Annotated in this window: 15 protein-coding genes and 1 pseudogene; 10 read left to right on the top strand and 6 right to left on the bottom strand. The window is 43.7% G+C overall.

What is annotated here, in order from left to right; genetic code table 11:
* Nucleotides 1-6 precede the first annotated feature (6 nt).
* From VRU48_RS10625 to purN, 6 genes and pseudogenes are all read right to left on the bottom strand, one after another.
* Nucleotides 7-216, bottom strand: a pseudogene (locus tag VRU48_RS10625) (four helix bundle protein); the annotation flags it as partial.
* 195 nt (nucleotides 217-411) lie between these two features.
* Nucleotides 412-1,434, bottom strand: coding sequence for a rod shape-determining protein (locus VRU48_RS10620; RefSeq protein WP_055132282.1), 1,023 nt, complete (start codon nucleotides 1,432-1,434; stop codon nucleotides 412-414).
* A gap of 163 nt (nucleotides 1,435-1,597) precedes the next feature.
* Nucleotides 1,598-3,124, bottom strand: a complete 1,527-nt coding sequence (purH, locus tag VRU48_RS10615) for a bifunctional phosphoribosylaminoimidazolecarboxamide formyltransferase/IMP cyclohydrolase (protein WP_330107904.1) — start codon at nucleotides 3,122-3,124, stop codon at nucleotides 1,598-1,600.
* 100 nt (nucleotides 3,125-3,224) lie between these two features.
* A complete protein-coding gene (locus tag VRU48_RS10610; protein WP_330107903.1) occupies nucleotides 3,225-3,890 on the bottom strand; it encodes an ATP-binding cassette domain-containing protein in 666 nt (221 codons plus the stop codon).
* On the bottom strand, nucleotides 3,887-4,180 hold the full coding sequence (locus VRU48_RS10605) for a hypothetical protein (RefSeq protein ID WP_330107902.1): 294 nt from the start codon (nucleotides 4,178-4,180) through the stop codon (nucleotides 3,887-3,889). Before VRU48_RS10605 ends, VRU48_RS10610 begins: the two co-directional genes overlap by 4 nt.
* A 35-nt stretch (nucleotides 4,181-4,215) precedes the next feature.
* Nucleotides 4,216-4,794: a phosphoribosylglycinamide formyltransferase gene (purN, locus tag VRU48_RS10600; protein WP_330107901.1), complete on the bottom strand. Its 579-nt coding sequence runs from the start codon at nucleotides 4,792-4,794 to the stop codon at nucleotides 4,216-4,218.
* Between the two features lie 365 nt (nucleotides 4,795-5,159).
* On the opposite strand from purN, the gene rpsT reads away from it, so the two are divergent.
* The 10 genes from rpsT (at nucleotide 5,160) to VRU48_RS10550 (ending at nucleotide 14,123) form a co-directional block, all read left to right on the top strand.
* Nucleotides 5,160-5,414 carry a 30S ribosomal protein S20 gene (gene rpsT, locus VRU48_RS10595; protein ID WP_199139746.1) on the top strand — a complete coding sequence of 85 codons (255 nt, stop codon included), beginning with the start codon at nucleotides 5,160-5,162 and terminating at the stop codon, nucleotides 5,412-5,414.
* A gap of 54 nt (nucleotides 5,415-5,468) precedes the next feature.
* On the top strand, nucleotides 5,469-6,515 hold the full coding sequence (locus VRU48_RS10590) for a TlpA disulfide reductase family protein (protein WP_330107900.1): 1,047 nt from the start codon (nucleotides 5,469-5,471) through the stop codon (nucleotides 6,513-6,515).
* 12 nt (nucleotides 6,516-6,527) lie between these two features.
* The gene (gene radC / locus VRU48_RS10585; protein ID WP_330107899.1) at nucleotides 6,528-7,226 is read left to right on the top strand and encodes a RadC family protein; all 699 of its coding nucleotides are present in this window, start codon (nucleotides 6,528-6,530) and stop codon (nucleotides 7,224-7,226) included.
* 301 nt (nucleotides 7,227-7,527) lie between these two features.
* Entirely contained in the window at nucleotides 7,528-8,364 is an 837-nt protein-coding gene (locus VRU48_RS10580; RefSeq protein WP_330107898.1) for an endonuclease/exonuclease/phosphatase family protein, read from the top strand.
* A gap of 9 nt (nucleotides 8,365-8,373) precedes the next feature.
* Nucleotides 8,374-9,150: a prolipoprotein diacylglyceryl transferase gene (locus VRU48_RS10575; protein ID WP_330107897.1), complete on the top strand. Its 777-nt coding sequence runs from the start codon at nucleotides 8,374-8,376 to the stop codon at nucleotides 9,148-9,150.
* Nucleotides 9,147-10,538, top strand: coding sequence for a radical SAM protein (locus tag VRU48_RS10570; protein ID WP_330107896.1), 1,392 nt, complete (start codon nucleotides 9,147-9,149; stop codon nucleotides 10,536-10,538). The genes VRU48_RS10575 and VRU48_RS10570 overlap by 4 nt, the downstream gene beginning before the upstream one ends.
* A gap of 12 nt (nucleotides 10,539-10,550) precedes the next feature.
* Nucleotides 10,551-10,757: a hypothetical protein gene (locus VRU48_RS10565; protein ID WP_330107895.1), complete on the top strand. Its 207-nt coding sequence runs from the start codon at nucleotides 10,551-10,553 to the stop codon at nucleotides 10,755-10,757.
* A 142-nt stretch (nucleotides 10,758-10,899) separates the two neighbouring features.
* Nucleotides 10,900-13,296, top strand: coding sequence for a phenylalanine--tRNA ligase subunit beta (pheT, locus tag VRU48_RS10560; RefSeq protein WP_330107894.1), 2,397 nt, complete (start codon nucleotides 10,900-10,902; stop codon nucleotides 13,294-13,296).
* Nucleotides 13,297-13,510: 214 nt separating this feature from the next.
* On the top strand, nucleotides 13,511-13,801 hold the full coding sequence (locus VRU48_RS10555) for a hypothetical protein (RefSeq protein WP_330107893.1): 291 nt from the start codon (nucleotides 13,511-13,513) through the stop codon (nucleotides 13,799-13,801).
* A gap of 31 nt (nucleotides 13,802-13,832) precedes the next feature.
* A complete protein-coding gene (locus tag VRU48_RS10550) occupies nucleotides 13,833-14,123 on the top strand; it encodes a cell division protein ZapA (protein ID WP_173272232.1) in 291 nt (96 codons plus the stop codon).
* The last annotated feature ends 46 nt before the right edge of the window (nucleotides 14,124-14,169 follow it).

Genomic DNA, 14,169 nt, shown 5'->3' with positions numbered 1-14,169 from the left:
GACGAATTAAGATTGACGATTTTCTTGGTTTTTGCGAATGGTTACTATCGATGCCACCATGATAGCTAGTAACTCATTCGCTTCCCTCCAGTTTTCTTGAATTATCGATTTCTTTTCAGGATTGAATTCTTCCAGCAATTCTAGCAAGAACATCGTTTCATCTAATTCTTCTTCAACAATTTTTAATTTATTCAAAAAATCTGCTGTCGATTTAGCCCTACAGGCCGCTCTTTAGTTTGCGCCAACAGCGCTAGAGCTTCTAACCAGTTGATTTGAATAGTTTTTATTTAATACATTTTAAGGTAAATCAATAATCAATTTGCCAACTGATATTGCGTATGCCTTTGTCCGGTTTTTTAAAATCTCGCTATTCATTAATCTAAAATCGTAAATCTACGATCTAAATTAACCTTATTGCATTAAGAATTTAAAGTTGCCAATGTTTTTCAAGGCAATGCCTGTACCACGTACTACGGCGCGAAGCGGATCTTCGGCTACGTGTACCGGCAGTTTGGTTTTGGCGGCCACACGCTTGTCCAAGCCACGCAATAGGGCGCCACCGCCGGTCAAATAAATACCGGTTTGGTAAATATCGGCCGAAAGCTCAGGTGGCGTAATCTCCAGGGCCTTCAAAATAGCTTCTTCTATTTTCGAAATTGATTTGTCTAAACAGTGTGCTATTTCGGTATACGAAACGGTGATTTGTTTAGGCACGCCGGTCATCAAGTCTCTTCCCTGTACGGCAAAATCTGCTGGCGGATCTGAAAGCTCAGGCAAAGCCGCGCCCACTTCGATCTTGATTTTTTCTGCGGTACGATCGCCGATCATGATGTTGTGCTGGCGACGAATGTAATTCACGATGTCAGAGTCGAAGTTGTCTCCCGCAACGCGGATAGACTGGTCGCAAACAATACCCGAAAGTGCGATAACCGCAATCTCGGTTGTTCCGCCACCGATATCGATGATCATGTTACCCATCGGTTCCTCTACGTCGATACCAATACCCACCGCGGCCGCCATCGGCTCGTGGATCAGGTAAACTTCTTTGGCACCTGCAATTTCGGCACTATCCCTAACCGCACGTTTTTCTACCTCGGTAATACCCGACGGAATACAGATAACCATTCTCAAGGAAGGGAACATCCAGCCTTTGCCACCGTTCAGCATGCGGATCATGCCTTTGATCATGGCTTCTGCCGCATTGAAGTCGGCAATTACGCCGTCTTTTAAAGGTCTTACGGTTCTGATGTTATCGTGAGTTTTACCTTCCATCTGCATGGCTTGGCGGCCAATGGCGATGATTTTGTTCGTCTGCCTGTCGAAGGCAACGATAGAAGGTTCGTCAACTACTACTTTGTCGTTATGTATGATGAGGGTGTTTGCGGTACCTAAATCTATAGCTACCTCTTGTGTAAACCAATTAAATAAACCCATTTATGTCGTCTGTTATCTTATTCTTGTTAATGTATACTATTTCAAATGTAAAAATAGTCTTTTTATTATATTTTAATCTAAAAAATCCTTGAGACAAGGTATTTATTTTGTTCAAAATGAAAAACTTGCGAAGTTTTCAAAACTTTGCAAGTTTGCTGTTTTTTTAATGTTTAAAGTGTCTTATACCCGTGGTTACCATGGCAATGCCTTTTTGGTTGGCCATGTCTACCGAATCTTTGTCTTTGATCGAGCCACCCGGTTGCAATACGGCAACAATTCCGGCTTCGGCCGCCAATTCTACACAGTCAGGGAAAGGGAAGAAGGCGTCTGAGGCCATCACAGCACCATTAAGGTCGAAGCCAAACGAATTGGCTTTTACCACGGCTTGCTTCAAGGCATCTACCCTCGAAGTCTGTCCAACGCCACTCGCCAAAAGCACATTGTTTTTAACGAAAACAATGGTGTTCGATTTGGTATGTTTTACGATTTTGTTGGCAAAGATCAAATCCTGGATCGATTCGGCGCTAGGCGCTTTTTCGGTAACGGTAGTCATTTGCTCGGCACCTTCCAAACTTAGGTCTTTGTCTTGCTCAATAACGCCGTTCAGTAAGGTTTTGAATTGCTTGTCGCTTAATTCCACCTCGTTTCTTTGCAAAATCACCCTGTTTTTCTTTTCCCTGAACAATTCTACGGCTTCAGGTTGATAAGAAGGAGCGATCAGCACTTCGAAGAACAGGTTGTTGATGGCGGTAGCAGTAGCCAAGTCGATTTCGCGATTGGCAATCAGTACACCACCAAAGGCCGAAACCGGATCGCAAGCCAGGGCATCGATCCAAGCCTGTAAAATGGTAGGTCTTGAAGCCACGCCACAAGCATTGGTGTGTTTTAGAATGGCGAAAGTAGGCTCGGTAAACTCGTCGATTAAGCTTACGGCTGCATCTACATCAACCAAATTGTTGTAGCTCAGTTCTTTGCCGTTCAGTTTGGTGAACATTTCTTCCAGATTGCCATAAAAAGTACCTTGCTGATGCGGGTTTTCGCCGTAGCGCAAAGTTTGGGCCTGTGCAATACTTTGTTTAAATACGTTTAAAGGCTCTTCGTTGTTGAAATAGTTGAAGATGGCCGTATCATAATGCGAAGAAGTATGGAAAGCCTTTTTGGCATAAGCCTTACGCTGTGCCAAAGTGGTGGTGTTATCTTGGTCTTGGAGTTGTTGCAATAAGGTGCCGTAATCTGCCTTTGAAGCAATGATTACGACGTCGTTGAAGTTTTTGGCTGCCGCGCGGATGAGCGAAATGCCACCGATGTCGATTTTCTCGATAATTTCTTCGTCGGTTCCGCCAGCTTTAACGGTTTCTTCAAAAGGGTAAAGGTCAACAATAACCAAATCGATTTCCGGGATTTCGTATTGGGCAATCTGCTCTTGGTCGCCAGCAAGGCCCCTGCGATTTAAGATTCCTCCAAATACTTTCGGATGCAGGGTTTTTACGCGTCCACCCAAAATAGAAGGGTAGCTGGTCAGGTCTTCTACCGCCGTTACCGGCAATCCCAAATCCTTGATAAATTGCTCGGTGCCACCTGTAGAAAATAAGGTAACGCCCTGCTCGGCTAAATGTTGAACTAATGGTGCTAAACCATCTTTATAATATACTGAAATTAAAGCGTTTTTGATCTTTACTGGCTGGCTCATTGAAGGGTATTATTTTAAGCCGCAAAGTTAAGAAAACTTGGGTGTTTTTTGAAGGTGTTTTTGAATAAAATTAAGAAGCAGAAAAAAGGCCTTTTTAGAGCTATTGAACCAGTTGGCTTACATAGCCAAACCATTCCAGGTCGGCACGGCTTTGGCAAAGGTGGGTTTGCCCTTCCCGTAACAGGTAAAGCCGGTCGCCGAGTTCCATAATGTGCTGGTAATAATGGTCGGTAATGAGGAAGCCCTTGCGTGGCTTTGTGGCTTGGATCAGCTCCTTTATCTTTTCGATGTGCAAAGGCATGATGTTCGAAAAAGGTTCGTCGAGCATGGAAAACTGCGATTTGGATTGTATAATGAGGTATACTTCCAACAGCCGCCGCTGACCTCCAGAAAGCTGGCCTACTTTTGCGCGTTCCCTGCCAGCAAATTCGGGGAAGGCAGCTTCGAAATCGGCAAATGCCAGTTCAAAGTCGTTAAACACCCTTTTTAAGGTCAGGATGGCAGGCACAAAGTTGAATTGGGGCAGATAGGTAAGGAGGTCGGGCCGTTTAAAAGCTTGTAGCACGCTTGTGCCGTTAAACCTTACCGAACGGATATCGGCCTTGAGCGATCCGTAAATGATGTTCATCAGGCACGATTTGCCCTCGCCGTTGCGGCCCAACAGGCCTGTAACCACATTGGTTTCGCAGTTAAGGTAAACGCTCTTCAATATTTTTCGCGTGCCAAAAGAGAGCTCTATGCCATCGGCTTCCAGTTTGTGCGTCATTTTGTCAAGGCCATGAGTACCACAAACAGTAAAAAATCGATGCCCAAAGTAACGCCCCACAGCAGTTTTTTCGAAATGCCTAGATTTTGGTAGTAAACAAACTCCCTTCTTTTACGGGTATTAACGGCATAAAAGAAAATGCCAACGGTAAAGGCCTTGTACCAGCAGATGGCCGGAATGGCCAGGTTGCCAAATAAATGATAAAGGTACATACAGCTGAGGCTGATGAATAGTCCTGCAAAGAAATGGCTGAGGTAAAAAGTGTAAAGCGACCTGATGGTTTTAAGCATAGGTTAAGATAGCGATGATTTGCCTCGTTGGCAAATCATTTTTTGATCTTTTTGATAATGCTTTCTACGATGCGCGGATAATGCAGGTGTTCCAGTTGCTGGCCTTTGAACTTGATCATTTCTAGGTTGTCGTCTTTATCGATGCGGTATTTGGCCTGATAAATATACTCGCCTTCGTCGTAGTTCTCGTTCACGTAGTGGATGGTGATGCCGCCTTCGGTTTCCTTGGCCTCTATTACGGCTTGGTGCACATGGTCGCCGTACATGCCTTTGCCACCAAACTTTGGCAAAATGGCAGGGTGGATGTTGATGATCCTGCCCGGATATTCCTGTAATAGGTTTTTGGGGATGAGCCATAGAAAGCCGGCCAGCACAATCAGGTCGATGTCGAGGTTTTTGAGCAGGTCGAGGATATTGTCGGTTTTATAAAACTCCTGTTTGTCGAAAATATGCGAAGGTATTTCAAAGCTGTCGGCGCGCTGCAATACATAGGCATCCGGATTGTTGGTCAGTACCAAGGCAACTTCCACTTCCGTATTGCGCTTAAAATGCTCCATAATCTTTTGCGCATTCGATCCTGAACCCGAAGCAAAAATTGCGATCCTTTTTTTCATTTAATGTTTGAAGTCGTTTAATAAACGGCCGGGTTTTTAGGAAATGCCCTAGCCGGTTCCTTAATTTTTTAACACTCACCGAACAAAAACTAAACCAAACCTGATCGGTTTGCTCATTTTTGCCCCAAAATCCCGATGTTTTTCCAAAAATAGCATTTTGCCCCTTTAAAGAAATAGTTTTGTCGTTTTTTTTAAAGCGCTTAACTTTAGGGTAATATAGAGGTGTTCTGAGGCCTGTTTTTGGCAAGTGATTAAAAAGTAAGGATTTAAATAAAAAATATTTTCAAAACCATTTTGGAATTTTAAAACAATAACTCTATATTTGCAGTCCGAAATAATAAAAATAGCAAAAAGGCTGAAAAAGAATGGCAAATCATAAATCGTCTTTAAAGAGAATTAGAGCAAACGCAGCAAAACGTCTACGTAACAGATATCAAGCAAAAACTACACGTACTTTCATCAAAAGATTGCGTGCTGCTGAAGATAAAAAAACTGGTTTAGAGTTATTACCTAAGGTAGTATCTATGCTAGATCGTTTGGCCAAGAAAAATGTAATCCACAAAAACAAAGCTTCTAACAACAAATCTAAGTTGACGAAATTCGTTAACGGTTTAAAATAGTCGCTTTTTTTAACGATATTAGAGCGGTGTAGCCTATGCTATACCGCTTTTTTTATGAAAAAATTTTTCGCTTTCGTTTTTTTTCTATCCCTCTTCAACCAATTAAATGCCCAGCAGCGCTTTACCGTTCAGGGCAAAATCAACAACTACAGTGGTAAGGTTTATCTCTACTACGACAAAAAAGATTCGGTCTATACCAAAGACGGAACCTTTTTATTTAAGGGAAAGTTAGGCATTCCTGCCCTTTCCTATATCTCTGTTCCTTTTCATCAGCGGGTGGAGCCTATGTCCTTTTGGATCGATGCTGGCCAAACCATCCTTCAATTAGATACAGCCTCTTTTAAAAACAACAGGTTTAGCGGCTTGGCTGTAAAGGGGAAAGTGATCAAGGCCGGGCATGCCCACCAAGTGATAGATTCTGTCAGGAAGCAGTTTTCTAAAATCATGCGGTCGCCAATAACCGACGACGAAAAGAAAAAGAACATCCGCCAAGGCGTATCCGAACTGTTGCGCCAATATCCCAATTCTATAATTTCGCTTTCTATTTTAAGTGGATATAAAGAATATTTTGAGAACAAGGAACTGCAGCAAGTCTATGCTTCGTTAAGTCCAGCCTTGAAAACAACCAGTTATGCCTTGGTTATTAAGAATAATGATATCAAGCCAGTTGATATTGTTGTGGGCCAGCCCATAGCCAACTTCGAACAAAACAACCAGTTTGGGAAGCCGGTTTCGGTCAGCGATTTTAAGGGCAAGTACCTGCTGGTCGATTTTTGGGCGTCGTGGTGCGTGCCTTGCCGACAGGAAAACCCAACGGTAGTGAAAGCTTATCAGCAATATAAAAACCGTGGATTTGAGGTCTTAAGTGTTTCTTTAGATGATGACAAAAAGGCTTGGGTTAAGGCCATCAAGGCCGATGGTTTAAAATGGGTGCATGTTTCAGACCTTGGCGGTTGGCAGAATGCGGTTTCTAGAATGTTTAACATACAGGGCATCCCAACCAATATTTTGATTGATAAAAATGGGATTGTGCTTGCCAAAGACCTGCGCGGAGAAGACCTAGAGAAAAAGCTGTCGGAGATTTTTGGGAAGACGAAATAGGAGGGATGAAACATGAAAAAGGACGATCAAAAACTGGGAATCAAGGCCTGGGCAGAAGCCGACCGTCCCAGAGAGAAACTCGCCACTAAAGGTCGCAAGCAATTAACCGATGCCGAACTGATTGCCATTCTGGTTGGATCGGGCAACAAAACCGAAACAGCTGTCGACCTGAGCAAGCGCATTCTTAAGTTTTACCATAACGACTTGGCCCGATTGGCAAAAGTTGAAATCAAGGAACTCTCCAAGTTTAACGGTATTGGCGAGGCCAAGGCCATTGCCATTATTGCGGCGCTCGAATTGGGCAGGCGGCGCAAGGAGGCTATAGCCGACAGGCCAAGAAAAATTGTTTCTTCTCAAGATGCCTTTGCGGTGATGCAGGGCGAACTGTCGGATTTGCCACATGAAGAATTTTGGGTTTTGCTGCTTAACCGTGCCCATTTTGTCATTGCCACCCAGTTGGTGAGCAAAGGCGGCTTTTCGGGTACGGTGGTCGATCCGAAATTGATTTTCAAGATGGCTTTTGAGCATAATGCCTCCTCCATCATCTTGGCGCATAACCATCCTTCGGGCAATCTCAAGCCTAGTGCATCAGATATTGAAATCACCAAAAAACTCGTTGCTGCAGGGTTGGTACTCGATTTACCTGTTATTGATCACCTGATTATCGCCGATAATTCTTTCATGAGTTTGGCCGATGAAAGTTATATGTAGTTCATTGGTTCATTAGTTCAATTGTTCGTTAGTCGATTAGCAGATTGGTCATTCGCCTGTTTGTTATTGATGAATTGTTAATTACAATTTGCATGCCTTCAGCCCTTAGGCTTCAACCATCAACCGCCAACTATTGCAACCCTATGGTCTGTGGCGCCACAGACCACTGATTGGGGTTCGTTCGCCTGTTTGTTATTGATAAATTGTTAATTGCAATTTGTATGCCTTCAACCCTCAGGCTTCAACCATGGGCTATCGACTATACAACATTAATTTAACATAGTATTCGTATTTTAGGGGCATGACGAAGAACCTATACCTATTGCTCGTTGGCCTGTGTTTGGCTACGGCGACTTTTGCACAGAAAAATCAGCCGATCAATATCATTACGTATAACATCAGGCTCAATGTGGCCTCTGATGGCATTAATGCATGGCCCAACCGAAAAGACAATGTAAAAGCCTTGGTTCGTTTTTACGATGCCGATATTCTTTGCGTACAAGAGGCCCTGCCCGAACAATTCGACGATTTGTTGGCCAATTCCAATTTTGATGTGGTAGGCGTAGGTCGCGATGATGGCAAGCGCAAAGGCGAGTTTTCGGCGGTGTATTTTAACAAAGACCGTTTTGTGAAAAAGGACGGCGGTACTTTTTGGCTGTCAACCACGCCCGATGTGCCTAGCAAAGGCTGGGATGCTGCCCTGAACCGCATCTGCTCGTGGGTAAAGCTGTACGATAAAGCCAACAAGAAAGAATTTTTGGTTTTCAATACGCATTACGACCATGTGGGCGTGCAGGCGAGGATCGAATCGGCCAAGTTGCTCAAAAGGAAAATACAGGAAATTGCGCCAACCCTGCCTGTGGTTTTTACCGGCGACTTGAACGTAACACCCGAAACAGAAGCCATTGCCACCATCAAATCATTTTTAATCGATACCAAAGATGTTTCCGTTGAGCCTCCTTATGGACCGACAGGAACCTTCAACGCTTTTAAGTGGGATAGCCCTTTAAAAGACAAAATAGATTACATTTTTGTAAACAAGGCTTTCAAAGTGCAAAAATTTGCCGTATTGTCCGACAGCAAGGAACAGCGTTATTATTCAGATCATTTGCCTGTTTTTGTAAGGCTTTACTTTTAGGCGCTGATTTTGGCTAGCTTATTACTGTTTGGCTTTCCAGTTCAGTTCGAATTAGGCGGTAGGCTGTATCACTGGCATTACCTGCTCGAAACGCTGGCTTTTATTGTCGGCATTCGGGTTTATTATTACCTGCGGAAAGGCGTGAAAGATCCAATTTCGGACGAAAACCGCCTGTGGATTATGCTGGGTGCGATGATTGGGGCGCTAGTGGGATCGAGGCTGATTGCCATTTTAGAAACACCAGACCAATTGCCGAACCTTACCTTTAGCATTTTGTACGCCAGCAAAACCATTGCAGGTGGTTTGTTGGGTGGCCTTTTGGGTGTAGAGCTCATCAAAAAGTTTATCGGCGTAAGGGTCGCCTCTGGCGATTTATATGTAATCCCAATCATTGTAGCCCTATTTATTGGTCGCATTGGCTGTTTTTTAATGGGTGTTGCCGAGCCTACCTACGGCACGGAAACCCGGTTTTGGATAGGCATGGATCTGGGCGATGGCATCAAAAGGCATCCAGTGGCACTTTATGAGATGATTTACCTGGTGTTGCTTTTTCTCTTGTTTCAAGGCCTCAAGCACCAAAAAATGCGCAATGGCGACCGTTTCAAGCTTTTGATGGTGCTTTATTTTCTCTATCGATTCCTGGTCGAGTTTTTAAAGCCTTATCAACCTTTATTTTTAGAATTAAGCAGCATTCATTGGTCGGCCATATTTATATTCCTATATTACTCTAAGTTTTTGATCAGAACGTGCAAGGCAGCTTTTGCCAAGAAACCGATTAGCCCATGAAAACCAGAGATTACATCTATTACGACTACACGAAAAGCCTTTGTCCCGAATGCCTGATGCTTTGCGATGCCAAGATTATTTTTCAGGATGCCAAGGTATTCATGCTTAAAAACTGCCGTACGCATGGCGAAAGCAAGGTGATGATTGCCGATGATGTAGAGTATTACAAACAAATCAGAAACTATAACAAGCAGTCGGAAATGCCTTTGAAGTTTAACACCAAAGTGCATTATGGCTGCCCTTACGATTGCGGGCTGTGTACCGACCACGAACAGCATTCGTGCCTAACCGTTGTGGAGGTAACCGATCGTTGCAATTTAAGTTGCCCTACCTGTTATGCCATGTCGTCGCCACATTACGGCAGGCATCGTACTTTAGAAGAAATAGATCGTATGCTCGATGTGGTGGTAGCCAATGAGGGCGAACCCGATGTGGTGCAGCTTTCGGGGGGTGAGCCAACCGTGCATCCCGATTTTTTTGCCATACTCGACCTGGCCAAAACCAAGCCCATCAAACATTTGATGGTCAATACCAACGGCATCCGCATCGCCAAAGACATTGGTTTTGTAGAGAAACTGGCCAGCTACATGCCCGATTTCGAAATTTACCTGCAGTTTGATAGTTTCAGCGCCGAAGTACTCACCAAGCTCAGGGGCGAAGACCTGACCGAAGTGCGACGAAAAGCTATCGATCACCTCAACCAGTTCAATGTATCTACTACCTTGGTGGTTACTTTGCAAAAAGGGCTTAACGATCACGAAATTGGCGATATTTTAGCGTATGCCCTCAAGCAAAAATGCGTAAGGGGCGTTACTTTCCAGCCTACGCAGGTTGCCGGCCGTAACGACAATTACAACGACCAGGCCGGACGGATTACCTTAACCGAGGTACGTCGTAAAATTTACGAGCAGTCCATTTTTACACCGCAGGATCTTATTCCGGTTCCTTGCAATCCCGATGCGCTGTGCATGGCTTATGCCTTGAAAATTGATGATGACGTGATTCCGATGACCAACCTCATCAATCCGGAAGACTTGTTGAACAATTCGAAAAATACAATCGTGTTTGAGCACGACGAAAAACTGAAAGAACACATGATCAATTTGTTCAGTACCGGCGTTTCGGTCGATTGTGCCGAAGGAACATTTGGCGAACTGATGTGCTGCTTGCCTAGGGTACAGGGCGATGGCTTAAAGTACGACAACCTGTTTCGCATCATCATCATGAATTTTATGGACCCCTTGGATTTTGATGTGCGTGCTGTGAAAAAATCCTGTGTCCACATTGTGAGCGATAAATACAAGATGGTGCCTTTCGAAACCATGAACATTTTTTATAGAGATCATAAAATTGATGCCATCAGGCAAAAATTAACGCCAATTGATTAACTTTATACAGCTATGGAAGGAATAATTGTACTCTCTTTGCTGTATTGGGCAATAGCCGGCATCCTTTTTTTGGTTGGTATCATCATGTTGATCGCAAGATCAAGTACGGACAAGCCTGTTAAACCCGGATTGAGGCTCATCATTATTGCGGCAATTATGGTAGTAGTTGGTGCAGGGGCCTGCGCCTTGATTATTGGCGGCATCGGTGGTATACATTGATTTTTCTTTGTCAAACTCTTCAAGCCGATTGCTGCTTTCGGCATTAAATAATATCTTTGCATTTTAGAAAGAAGCATGGCGTTTGGCGTCTTGCGTTGTCTAGTCAACGCTAATCGCTAATCGCTTTACACCATACCCAAACATGAAAATATCATACAACTGGCTCAAGCAATTTATACAAACCGATAAAACCCCACAGGAAATCTCGCTCATTTTAACCAATATTGGTTTAGAGGTAGAAAGCCTTGAAAAAGTACAGCCTGTTTTGGGCGGCTTAGAAGGTTTGGTTATCGGTTATGTAGCTGAATGTGCCCAGCATCCCAACGCCGATCGTTTGCGCGTAACCAAAGTTGACGTCGGTACCGGCGAATTGCTGCAAATTGTATGTGGTGCGCCAAATGTGGCAGCCGGACAAAAAGTCGTGGTGGCTACGGTAGGCACAACTGTTTATCCCAACGAAGGCGAACCTTTTAAAATCAACAAGTCTAAAATCAGGGGCGAAGAATCAGCTGGTATGATTTGTGCCGAAGACGAGATTGGTTTGGGTGCTTCGCATGCCGGTATCATGGTGTTGCCAGAGGATACCGAAATTGGCATCGCAGCCAAGTCGTATTTCAAGATGGAAGATGATTTCATGTTCGAAATCGGATTAACACCAAACCGCGCCGATGCCGCCTCGCACCTGGGCGTAGCCAGAGATTTGGCCGCTTACTTGCGTACGTCTTACCAAATGCCTGATGTTTCAGCTTTTAAAACCAACAACGAAACCTTAAAAATCGAGGTAAAGGTAGAAGACACCGAAGCCTGTCCTCGCTACAGTAGCGTGAGCATTAGCGGTGTAACCGTAAAGCCATCGCCTGATTGGTTAAAGGATAAATTGAAAGTAATCGGCATTCGCCCGATCAATAATATAGTAGACGTAACCAATTATGTGTTGCACGAATTGGGTCAGCCTTTGCATGCCTTTGATGCCGATCAGATTGATGGCAAACAAGTTATCGTAAAGCAATGTCCAGAAGGTACGCCATTTATCACCTTAGACGATGTAGAGCGCAAGCTGTCGGCCGAAGACCTGATGATTTGCAGTGCAACCAAACCGATGTGTATTGCCGGCGTATTTGGTGGCAAAAACTCTGGCGTAAGCGAGCAAACCACCAATGTTTTCTTAGAAAGTGCCTATTTCAATTCGGTATCGGTACGTAAAACGTCGAAAAGACATGGCCTAAAAACCGATGCCTCGTTCCGTTTTGAGCGTGGTACGGATCCAGAAATTACCGTAACGGCCCTAAAACGTGCAGCCTTGCTGATTAAGGAAGTAGCCGGAGGAGAGATCTCTTCAGCCATTTCTGATATTTATCCAGCCCCAGCACAGCCATTCGATGTAGAGGTGACCTACGAAGGCATTATTGCTTTGATTGGACAAGATATTCCAACAGCCGAAATCAAAGCCATCATTGTGGCCTTGGGTATTACCGTTGCGGCTGAAACCGAAAAAGGCCTGAGCCTAAAAGTACCGGCCTACAAGGTAGACGTAACCCGCGAATGCGACATTACCGAAGAGGTATTGCGTATTTATGGCTACGACAATATTGTTATTCCGACCAAGGTAAATGCCTCATTGGCCTATACCGCTAAACCCAATAAAGAAAATATCCAGAATCTGATTGCCGATATGCTTACCGCAAACGGCTTTTTAGAGATCTGGTGCAACTCGCTTACCCGTTCGGCCTTTTCTAAAAAACCAGAAGAAGCCGTACAGATTTTAAATCCGCTGAGCTCCGATTTGAACGTGATGCGTCAAAGTTTGCTGCAACCGGCTTTAGAGAGCGTGGTGTACAACCAAAACCGCAGAAACACCGACCTGAAATTCTACGAGTTTGGCAAAACCTACCATTTAATTAATGGCGAGTATGTAGAACGTCCGCGTTTGTTGGTACTGGTTACCGGTAGCAAGCAAAGCGAGCAGTGGAACCAAAACGATGGACCTTCTACTTTTTATAACCTTAAGGCTGCAGTAGATGCCATTATTGGCCGTTTGGGCATTGCCAATTTCCAATCGGAAGAAATCAGTGACGAAAATTTTGCCTACGGATTGAAATATTTCAGAGGTGCACAAACCTTGGTTTCATTTGGTGCAGCCACAGCAGCCGATAGAAAACAAGCCGGAACCGATAAGGAAGTGTTTTATGCCGACTTTGATTGGGCTGGATTGTTGGATGCGGTTCGCAAAAACAAAATCATCAACAAAGAAGTTCCAAAATATCCATCGGTAAGAAGGGATTTGTCTATGTTGGTTGATCAAAAGGTTACTTTCGACGAATTAAAGACGATTGCCTTTAAAACAGAGAAAAAACTGATCAAGCAGGTGCAGGTATTTGACGTGTACGAAGGCGACAAGCTTCCGGAAGGCAAGAAGTCGTACGCCCTGAACTTTACGTTGCAGGATGAGGAGCAAACCTTAACCGATAAACAAATCGATGCGGTGATGCAAAAGATTATAGCTAACTTAGTCCAAAACGCAAAAGCAGAAATCAGATAATAATAGAAATGATTGAATGATTGAATGAGAGAATGAAAGAATGGGGAAATTCAAAACAGACCATCCAATCATTCAAAACTCAGTCATTCAACATTTAGATAAAGAAATGATTGAATGAGCGCATGAAGGAATGAAGGAGTGAAAGAATGGGAAACTCGAAACAAGCCATTCAATCATTCAAAATTCTTTCATTCAATAATTAAAACTTAAAAGCATGTCTTCAGTTGCCGACCAATTAAATAACGTATTGCTCAAAACAGCTCGCCTCATCGAGCTCTGCAATGCCCTGCAAGAAGAAAATGAACTTTTAAAGTTGGAAAACAAGCACGTCAAGGCTACGTTAGACCAGGCTAAAATTAACGAAGCCGACCTTACTGAAAAGCTACGCGTGCTCAAATTAGCGAAGAGTATTGAAGGCACAAGTGAAAAGACACTTGATATAAAGCAAAAAATTAACGAATTTGTGCGTGAAATTGATAAGTGTGTGGTGTTGCTTAAAAAATAGCAGCGCAAAAAATTGAAACAAAGCTTAAAAAATGGGAGAAATCTCGATTAAAATAACTATTTCAGACCGTATTTACCCCTTAAAGGTAAACATGGAAGAAGAAGAGATCGTGAGGCGGGCAGCTAAGATTATCAACGAGCGTATAAAAGACTACCAAGAAAATTATGCGGTTAGAGATAAACAAGATCTGCTTTCGATGGCGGTGTTGCATTATGCAACGGCGGTGTTGAGAACAGAGCATAAAGTCCAGAATCAAGATACTGCCGTTGCCGAGAAGGTAGAGGAGTTGGATAGTTTGCTAAACGGATTTTTCGCTAAATAAAACGTTCTTATAACGGCCTTTGTTGAAGCTGAAACTTCAAGAGGGA

The organism is Pedobacter albus (assembly GCF_036324255.1).
In the GTDB taxonomy this organism is placed as follows: domain Bacteria; phylum Bacteroidota; class Bacteroidia; order Sphingobacteriales; family Sphingobacteriaceae; genus Pedobacter; species Pedobacter albus.
Note: the sequence above shows the minus strand (reverse complement) of the source record. Positions and strands in the feature narration are given on the sequence as shown.